This window comes from Stenotrophomonas maltophilia group sp. Smal13 (genome assembly GCF_030236855.1).
Taxonomy (GTDB): Bacteria; Pseudomonadota; Gammaproteobacteria; order Xanthomonadales; family Xanthomonadaceae; genus Stenotrophomonas; species Stenotrophomonas maltophilia_A.
This window is the reverse complement of record NZ_JASJSQ010000060.1, coordinates 22,322-30,828: the sequence shown is the minus strand read 5'-3', so window position 1 is coordinate 30,828 and position 8,507 is coordinate 22,322. Positions and strand designations below refer to the sequence as shown.

Annotated in this window: 7 protein-coding genes; 3 read left to right on the top strand and 4 right to left on the bottom strand. The window is 67.3% G+C overall.

Going from position 1 to position 8,507, the window contains the following annotated elements; all coding sequences use genetic code 11:
- Window positions 1–127 precede the first annotated feature (127 nt).
- The gene (locus QRO95_RS17685) at window positions 128–1,063 is read right to left on the bottom strand and encodes an isopenicillin N synthase family oxygenase (RefSeq protein WP_032128257.1); all 936 of its coding nucleotides are present in this window, start codon (window positions 1,061–1,063) and stop codon (window positions 128–130) included.
- A 195-nt stretch (window positions 1,064–1,258) separates the two neighbouring features.
- On the opposite strand from QRO95_RS17685, the gene QRO95_RS17680 reads away from it, so the two are divergent.
- The 3 genes from QRO95_RS17680 to QRO95_RS17670 are packed head-to-tail and all read left to right on the top strand — an operon-like array spanning window position 1,259 to window position 5,161.
- Window positions 1,259–3,145 (top strand): DUF3413 domain-containing protein, encoded by a 1,887-nt coding sequence (locus QRO95_RS17680; RefSeq protein ID WP_285303116.1) that lies wholly within the window; start codon window positions 1,259–1,261, stop codon window positions 3,143–3,145.
- Window positions 3,146–3,165: 20 nt separating this feature from the next.
- Window positions 3,166–4,311 carry a glycosyltransferase family 4 protein gene (locus QRO95_RS17675; protein ID WP_032128255.1) on the top strand — a complete coding sequence of 382 codons (1,146 nt, stop codon included), beginning with the start codon at window positions 3,166–3,168 and terminating at the stop codon, window positions 4,309–4,311.
- The gene (locus QRO95_RS17670; protein WP_121504567.1) at window positions 4,304–5,161 is read left to right on the top strand and encodes a polysaccharide deacetylase family protein; all 858 of its coding nucleotides are present in this window, start codon (window positions 4,304–4,306) and stop codon (window positions 5,159–5,161) included. The genes QRO95_RS17675 and QRO95_RS17670 overlap by 8 nt, the downstream gene beginning before the upstream one ends.
- Before the next feature lie 81 nt (window positions 5,162–5,242).
- Here QRO95_RS17670 and glmM read toward each other — a convergent pair whose 3' ends face one another.
- The 3 genes from glmM to trpA all read right to left on the bottom strand — a co-directional run bounded on the left by glmM (window position 5,243) and on the right by trpA (window position 8,507).
- Window positions 5,243–6,604 carry a phosphoglucosamine mutase gene (gene glmM / locus QRO95_RS17665; RefSeq protein WP_032128253.1) on the bottom strand — a complete coding sequence of 454 codons (1,362 nt, stop codon included), beginning with the start codon at window positions 6,602–6,604 and terminating at the stop codon, window positions 5,243–5,245.
- On the bottom strand, window positions 6,604–7,479 hold the full coding sequence (gene accD, locus QRO95_RS17660; protein WP_285303115.1) for an acetyl-CoA carboxylase, carboxyltransferase subunit beta: 876 nt from the start codon (window positions 7,477–7,479) through the stop codon (window positions 6,604–6,606). The genes glmM and accD overlap by 1 nt, the downstream gene beginning before the upstream one ends.
- A 218-nt stretch (window positions 7,480–7,697) precedes the next feature.
- Window positions 7,698–8,507 (bottom strand): tryptophan synthase subunit alpha, encoded by an 810-nt coding sequence (trpA, locus tag QRO95_RS17655; protein ID WP_285303114.1) that lies wholly within the window; start codon window positions 8,505–8,507, stop codon window positions 7,698–7,700.

Genomic DNA, 8,507 nt, shown 5'->3' with positions numbered 1-8,507 from the left:
CACACCGCCCCGCCCAACCAGCAGAAACCCAGAGCCGCATTGGCCTTGGCTTTGGCTTTGGCCTCTGCGGGTGCGGGGCGCAGCCCTGCTAAAGAAAAAGGCCGCCTTTCGGCGGCCTCACTTCTCATTACTTCAGCTTGATCTCGCGCAGGCGTTCCTCGAGGAAGCCATGGGCGGTGATCGCCTCCGGGTACCGGCTCGGGTTCTCCGGGGTGATGCAGGACGGCAGCACGTCGATCAGATAGTCCGGGTTCGGATGCAGGAAGAACGGCACCGAGTAGCGCGGCTGGCGCGCCAGCTCACCCGGGGGGTTGACCACGCGGTGGATGGTCGACGGATACACGTGGTTGGTCAGGCGCTGCAGCATGTCGCCGATGTTGACCACGATGGTGTCCGCGTCCGAGGTGAACGGCACCCACTCGCCCTCGTGCGACTGCACTTCCAGGCCCGCGGCGCTGGCGCCGACCAGCAGGGTAATGAAGTTGATGTCGCCATGCGCGCCGGCGCGCACGTTCGGGATGTCGTCGGTGGTGATCGGCGGGTAGTGGATCGGGCGCAGGATCGAGTTGCCGAAGTTGGTCTTGTCGGCGAAGAAGTCTTCCGGCAGGCCGATGTGCAGGGCCAGCGCCGACAGTACGCGCGAACCCAGATTGTCCAGCGCCTGGTACAGGCCGTAACCGCGCTCGCGGAAGCCCTCGACCTCGGTCGGCCACAGGTTCGGCGCCATCACGTCGCGGTACTTGGAGTCGTCGGCGATCTCGCGACCGATGTGCCAGAACTCCTTCAGGTCGAAATGCTTGGAGCCCTTGGCGGTCTCCACGCCGAACGGGGTGTAGCCGCGGGCGCCGCCACTGCCGGCCACGTGGTACTTGCGCTTGACCTCCTCCGGCAGGGCGAAGAAGGCCTTGAAGGCATCGTAGGCCGCGTCGATGTCGGCCTGCGGGATGCCGTGGTTGCGGATGCCCGCGAATCCCCATTGGCGGTAGGCCGCGCCCAGCTCGGCCACGAAGGCCTCGCGGTCGCTGTCGAAACGGGTGATGTCGAGGGTGGGGATCTGGCTCACAGCGGTTCCTGGCTTGTCGTTGGGTCTGGAAGGGCCAGCGCATTCATGGCCCACCTGAACATTGTGACAGATCGCCCGGGGGACGCCACTCGATACGAAGAAACAAACCGATACAATGCGCAACCCGCGCGCGGATTAACGATTCCGTCACAACCGGGACTCCCGCCCCTGCTCCACCTGCCGCCTCCGTCCTTCATGCGCCCTGCTGCTCCTTCTGCCAACACCTCCCTGCCCTCTGGCCCGGCACGTCACTGGCGCCGATTGGCCTGGTGGTCGCTGTTCGTGGCCGGCAACGCGCTGCTGGCGATGGCGATCACGCTCGGCAACGTACCGCTGGCCGACAACCCAGGTGGCGCAATCGGCCTGGTTTACCTGTCGGTCGCTCTGCCGGGGCATCTGCTCGCCTTCGGTGCCCTCGCAGGCCTGCTGCCGCTGCTGCTGGGCCTGTGGCCGCGCAGCGCGCGCACGCTGAGCATCAGCGCCGTGCTGCTGCAGGGCCTGTGGCTGTGCCTGCTGCTGGTTGATGCGAAGGTTTTCACTCTGTATCGGTTCCACCTCAATGCCATGGTGGTGAACATGGTGTCCGGCGGCGCGCTGCAGGACCAGGTCGCGTTGTCCTGGAAAACCTGGCTGCAGGCCGGACTGCTGGTCGCCGCCATCTTCGCCGCCGAAGGCCTGCTGGCCTGGGCATGCTGGAAGCTGTTGCCCGCCCTGCCCCGCCGCCGCCGGGTCCTGCAGGCCTGGGCGGTGGTCGCTCTGCTGATGGGGGGGGGCCAGGTCGCCACCGCCTACTACGATGCCCGCGGCGACCGCGACGTCATCGCGCAGTGGAACTACCTGCCCTGGGCGCAGCCGATCACCGCCAAGAGCTTCATGCGCAAACTGGGCGTTGTCAGCGAACAGCAGGCCGGCCTGCCTGACCCGCGCCATGCGCAGCTGCTGTATCCGCTGCAGCCCCTGCGCTGCCAGAACCCGCATCGGCCGAATGTGCTGATGGTGGTGCTGGAGTCGCTGCGCCAGGACGCCATGACGCCGCAGCTGATGCCCAATACGACGGCACTGGCACAGGCTTCGCGCGTGTACGACCAGCATTTCAGCACCGGCAATGCCACCCGCTACGGCCTGTTCGGCCTGCTCTACGGCCTGCCCGGCGGCTACTGGCAGAGCATGCTGGACGAACAGCGCGGCTCGCAGCTGTTCCAGGTGCTGGGCCAGCAGGGCTACGACCTGCACCTGTACGGCAGCGCGCCGCTGTACAGCCCGGAGTTCGACCGCACCGCCTTCGCCGACGTACGCGACCAGCTGCACCAGGGCCCCTCCGCCCTGACGCCCGACAAGCGTGACGCAGCCATCGTCACCGCGCTGCAGAACGACATCCGCACCAGCCAGGCCGCGCAGCACCCGTGGTTCGGCTTCGTGTTCCTCGACTCCACCCACGCCGGCTACCACCTGCCCGCCAGCTACCCGCCGGTGGCCACGCCGATGGCCAAGGAGATCGACTTCCTGTCCTTCGGCCCGGACCACGACCCGACGCCGGAGCTCAACCGCTACCGCACCGCCGTGCACTACGCCGACAGCCTGATCGGCTCGCTGCTGGACGACCTTCGCGCACAAGGCTTGGCCGAGAACACCATCGTGCTGGTCACCGGTGACCATGCCGAAGAGTTCAACGACCTCAAGCTGAACTACTGGGGCCACAACGGCAACTTCTCCGACTACCAGCTGCAGGTGCCGTTCGTGCTGCACTGGCCAGGCCAGGCCAGCGGCCATGAGATGCGCACCAGTTCGCATGAGGACTGGGTGCCGACGTTGATGCGCCACGCACTGGGCTGCGAGAACGCACTGAGCGACTTCAGTACTGGCCAGGACCTGCTGGCCGCGCCCACCACCAGCGAACGTGCGCTGGTGGTGGAGAGCTGGTCGCAGCGCGCGGTACGTCATGGCGATGCCATCTACGTGTTCGACAAGTTCGGCAACGCCACCGCGCTCGACCGGCACTACCGTCCGCTGCCGCAGCAGGCGCCGGACGCCGCCGCCATCCGCTCCGCATGGGAAGCGCTGACCCGCTTCCGCAACCGCTGAACTTCAAGGACCGATCCTGCATGAACCGTCCGCTGCGCATCCTGCATACCGAAGCCGCCAAGGGAATGGGCGGGCAGGAGATCTACATCTTCCGGCACATGCAGGTGATGCGCGCGCGTGGCCATGAAGTGTCGTTGCTGTGCCAGCCCGATGCGCGCCTGGCCACACTGGCACGCGACGACGGTTTCACCGTGCATACGCTGCGCATGGGAGGCCTGGCGCGCCTGCTGCGCGGCGTGTGGTCGGTATCGCGACTGGTGCGTCGCGAACGCTACGACGTGGTCAACACCACCAGCCGCCGCGATGCGCTGATCGCCGCCGCCGGTGCACGCCTGGGCGGCACGCCGCTGGTGGTGCGCTCGCGCCACCTGATGAGCCCGGTCAATTCGCTGCTGACCTATACCGGGCTTCCGCACCGGGTTTTGACCGTCAGCAGTTTCGTCAAGCAACTGCTGGCCGACCGCGGCATTCCGGCCGAGCGCATCGGCATCGTGCCGCCGATCGCGGTTCCGCCGCGCTGGAGCGAGATCCGCAAGGCCGATCCCTGGCAGTGCCTGCAGGACGCGCGCGCGCAGGTGCGTGCCGAGCTCGGTTTCGGCGAACAGGACATCGTGGTCGGCTGCGTGGCGGTACTGCGCGAGCCCAAGGGCCATGCCGACCTGCTGCAGGCGATGATCCCGTTGTGCAAGGCCAACCCGGACCTGCACCTGGTGATCGTCGGTGATGGCCAGGCCGTGACGGAACGACTGCAGGCGATGTGCGCCGAGCACGGCCTGCAGCGCCAGGTGCACCTGCTCGGCTACCGCGATGGAGCCTGCCGGCTGATGGCCGGCTTCGACATCTTCGCGCTGGCCTCGCACAAGGAAGCGGCCGGCACCGTGTTCCTGGAAGCGGCTTATGTGGGCGTACCGATCGTAGCCACGCGGGTGGGTGGCGTGCCGGAGATGGTGGTCGATGGCAGCAATGCGATCCTCACCCGTTTGGGAGACAATGCCGCCCTGACAGGTGCCTTGCGCCTGCTGGTGGACGACCCGGAACGGCGGCGGCAGATGGGCCGCGCTGGCTGGGACTGGATGCACGGCGCACACCGCTTCACGCCGGACGGCCACGGTGAAGCCACCGAACACTACTACCACCAGTGGCTGAAGGAGCTGGGACATGGCTGATGCGCGAACCGTTCCGGTGCTGATGCACCACCATGTCAGCCCTTCGCCGGGCATGATCACCGTGTCGCCGGAAAACTTCGAAAGCCAGATCGCGTGGCTGGCAGGCAATGGCTGGACCTCACTGACGCTGGACCAGTACGCCGGCTTCCTGGCCGGCAAGCCGGTGCCGCGCAAGTCGATCGTCATCACCTTCGACGATGGCTACCTGGACAACTGGGTGTATGCCCATCCGATCCTGCAGAAGTACGGCATGCATGCCGTGGTGTTCGTGGTCACCGGCTGGATGGGCGAAGGCCCGGAACGTCCGCATGCCGGCATTGCCGGAGCGACGCTGCCTTCGACGCCGGACCATCGCGGCTGCGAAGCGGCGATCTACAAGCAGGACCGCAGTGACGACGTGATGATGCGCTGGAGCGAAGCACGTGCAGCCATCGCCGCCGGCACCTTCGAAGTGCATTGCCACACCCATACCCACACCCGCTGGTTGCGCCGTGACGATCTGGACCGTGCGCAGCGCCGTGCAGGCCTGAGCCGGGATCTGGCGATCTCGCGCGAAGTCCTGCAGGACAAGCTTGGCGACGTGTCCGATACCTTGTGCTGGCCGTACGGTGATTTCGACCAGGATCACATCGAAGTGGCGCGCGAGCAGGGCTTCCGCTACCTGCACACCACCCACCCGTTCGGCCGCAACGTGATCGGTGGCGACCCGGAACGCATCTATCGTTTCGCGATCCGCAACCGCCCGGCCAACTGGCTGCGCAAGCGCATCCGCCTGAGTTACAACCCGCTGATCGCGCCGCTGTTCAATGGGTTCAAGGCACGCCAGAAGAAGATGGTGCCGGGGCCCTGAACACGCCATCCACCCGGGCCGCCGCAAAAGAAAACGCCCCGGAATTCCGGGGCGCTTTCTTTGTACGGATGCGCAGTCGCCTCAGCTGGCGGCTTCACGCACCGCAGCGGACAAGCGGTCCAGCGTCTGCTGCATCAGCGTAGCGTCATCGGCTTCCACGGTGACCCGAACCACCGGCTCGGTACCGGACGGCCGCAGGAACGCGCGGCCACGGCCGGCTACGGCCTGCTGCGCCACAGCCAGCGCGGACTGCACGCTTTCAGACTGCACCGTGGCCTTGGCCGAGACATTGCCCAGACGCACGTTGACGGTCTTCTGCGGCACCCGCACCAGGCCCTTCAGTGCCTGGCGCAGGGTCTGCCCACTGTTGCGCAGCGCGACCAGCACCTGCAGAGCGCTGACGATGCCATCACCGGTGGTGGCCCGGTCCAGGCACAGCAGATGGCCCGACGCTTCCCCACCGAGTACACCGCCGCCTTCGACCAATGCCTGGTGCACGTAGCGGTCACCAACGTTGCTGCGCACGAACGGGATCTGCAGATCGGCGAAAGCTTTCTCCACGCCGTAGTTGCTCATCAGCGTTCCGACCACCGGGCCGCGCAGGCGGCCTTCGTCCTTCCAGGCGCGGGCCAGGATGTACAGCAGGTCGTCACCGTCGACCGGGTTGCCCTGGTCGTCGGCCATCAGCACACGGTCGCCATCACCATCGAACGCGATGCCGAGATCGGCACGGGTCTCGCGGACTTTGGCCGCCAGGTTGTCGATATGGGTGGAACCCACACCGGCGTTGATGTTGACGCCGTTGGGCTCGGCACCGATGCCGATCACCTCGGCCCCCAGTTCGCGGAACAGCAGCGGTGCGATCTGGTAGGTGGCGCCGTGTGCGCAATCCAGCACCAGGCGCACGCCACGCAGGTCGAACGCGCGCGGCACGCTGGCCTTGCAGAACTCGATGTAGCGGCCGACCGCTTCACGCGCACGCGATGCCTTGCCCAGCTTCTCCGATTCGGCGGTGGTGAACGGAACGTCCAGCGCCGCTTCCAGGGCAAGTTCGGTGGCATCGTCGAGCTTCTCGCCCTGGGCCGAGAAGAACTTGATGCCGTTGTCGTAATGCGGGTTGTGCGAGGCGCTGATGACGATGCCGGCGTCCACGCCCAGCGTGCGGGTCAGGAACGCCACCGCCGGGGTCGGCATCGGCCCCAGCAGCTGTACGTCGGCGCCGGCGGCGACCAGGCCGGCTTCCAGTGCCGCTTCGAACATGTAACCGGAAATGCGGGTGTCCTTGCCGATCACCACGATCGGCCGGCGCCCGTCCTGGCCGCGCTGGGCAACCAGGACACGGCCCAGGGCATTGCCCAGGCGCAGCACGAAGTCGGCCGAGATCACGCCCTGGCCGACCCGCCCACGGATGCCATCAGTACCGAAGTACTTGCGGCCTCCCATCAAGCCACCTCCGGCGCCGGCTGACGGCCCAGCATTCCCAGCAGATCGGACAGGCGGTCGCGCATTTCGCGGCGGTCGCAGATCTGGTCGATGGCACCGTGCTCCAACAGGAACTCCGAGCGCTGGAAGCCTTCCGGCAGCTTCTCGCGCACGGTCTGCTCGATCACGCGCGGGCCGGCGAAGCCGATCAGCGCCTGCGGTTCGGCGATGTTGATGTCGCCCAGCATCGCGAACGAGGCCGACACACCACCGGTGGTCGGGTGGGTCAGCACCGAGATGTACGGCAGGCCCGCTTCACGCAGCTTGCCCAGCGCGGCCGAGGTCTTGGCCATCTGCATCAGCGAGAACAGGCCTTCCTGCATGCGCGCACCGCCACTCTGCGAGAAGCACACGTACGGGGCGCCGATCTCGACCGCGGTTTCGGCGGCCAGCGCGAAACGCTCACCCACCACCGAGCCCATCGAGCCACCCATGAAGGCGAAGTCGAAGGACGAGGCCACCAGTGCACGGCCCTTGAGCAGACCGCGCATGGCGATCAGCGCGTCATATTCGCCGGTGTTCTTCTGCGCGATCTTGATGCGCTCGCTGTACTTCTTCTGGTCCTTGAACTTGAGCAGGTCGGTCGGGCCCAGGCGCGCACCGATCTCGGTGGTGCTGTCGGCGTCGAACAGGGCGGCCAGGCGCGCACGTGCGCGGATCGCCATGTGGTGGCCGCACTTCGGGCAGACCTCCAGGTTCTCTTCCAGTTCCGGACGGTACAACGCGCTGCCGCAGTTGCTGCACTTTTCCCACAGGCCCTCGGGGACACTGCGCTTCTTGCTGGGGGTGTTGTCGGTGCGGATGCCGGACGGCATCAACTTGCTGAGCCAACTCATGCGGGAGGACACTTCCGTTCAGGGCGGCCCAAGGGCCGCAAAGGCGGACAGTCTAGCTCCGCTTTCCCCGCCCGTGCACCCCCTTGCCGGACACGGGGCCGCCGGAAAAAACCATGCTGGGACGTACGTTTAGCGCGGCAACGCCGTGCGGGTAGCGCCGGGCCATGCCCGGCGGATACCCTTGTGCCCCGCACCGCCGGGCATGGCCGGCGCTACCGTTACTGGTCCAGCGCCTGCCGCAGCGGAGCCAGGAAGGTTCGAGCGCGCTGTGCGGCCTCCTCAGCCGAGCCCGCTTCGGCCAGCGCCGCCACCAGCGCGCTGCCGACCACCACGCCGTCGGCCTGGCGGGCCATCGCCGCAGCACTGTCGGCATCCTTGATGCCGAAGCCGGCCACCACCGGCACCGAAGCACGCGCGCGCAACGCCTGCAGGCGGGCACTGGCGGCATCGCTGTCCAGGCGCTCGGACGCGCCGGTGACACCGGCAAAGCTGACGTAGTAGAGGTAGCCACGGGCCAGCGCCAGCAGCTTGTCGGCGCGCGCCTCGCTGGTAGTCGGCGACGCCAGCAGGACCAGTGCCAGGCCCGCTGCATCGAAGGCCTGCTGCGCTTCGCCGGCTTCTTCCGGTGGCAGGTCGACCAGCAGCACGCCGTCCACACCTGCCTCCACGGCTGCCGTTGCGAAGGCCGCGTAGCCATGGATCTCCACCGGATTCAGGTAGCCCATCAGCACCACCGGCGTCTGAGCGTCACGCTCGCGGAACTGCGCAACGGCCTGCAGCACGTAGCGGCTGCCAGCACCACGCGCCAGCGCGCGCTCGGAGCTGCGCTGGATGGTCGGGCCGTCGGCCATCGGGTCGGAGAACGGCACGCCCAGTTCGATCACATCGGCACCGGCATCGACCAGCGCGTGCATGACCGGCACGGTGGCCTCCAGCGAGGGATCACCGGCGGTGATGAAGGGAATCAGCGCCTTGCGCTGCTGCTCGCGCAGTCGCTGGAAACAGGCATCGAGTCGGGATACAGGCAT

Excerpts from the sequence above, each read along its gene's own strand:
- QRO95_RS17680 (WP_285303116.1), top strand. The coding sequence starts at position 1,259 with ATGCGCCCTGCTGCTCCTTCTGCCAACACCTCCCTGCCCTCTGGCCCG.
- QRO95_RS17675 (WP_032128255.1), top strand. The coding sequence starts at position 3,166 with ATGAACCGTCCGCTGCGCATCCTGCATACCGAAGCCGCCAAGGGAATG.
- QRO95_RS17670 (WP_121504567.1), top strand. The coding sequence starts at position 4,304 with ATGGCTGATGCGCGAACCGTTCCGGTGCTGATGCACCACCATGTCAGC.
- glmM (WP_032128253.1), bottom strand. The coding sequence starts at position 6,604 with ATGGGAGGCCGCAAGTACTTCGGTACTGATGGCATCCGTGGGCGGGTC.
- accD (WP_285303115.1), bottom strand. The coding sequence starts at position 7,479 with ATGAGTTGGCTCAGCAAGTTGATGCCGTCCGGCATCCGCACCGACAAC.
- trpA (WP_285303114.1), bottom strand. The coding sequence starts at position 8,507 with ATGCCTGTATCCCGACTCGATGCCTGTTTCCAGCGACTGCGCGAGCAG.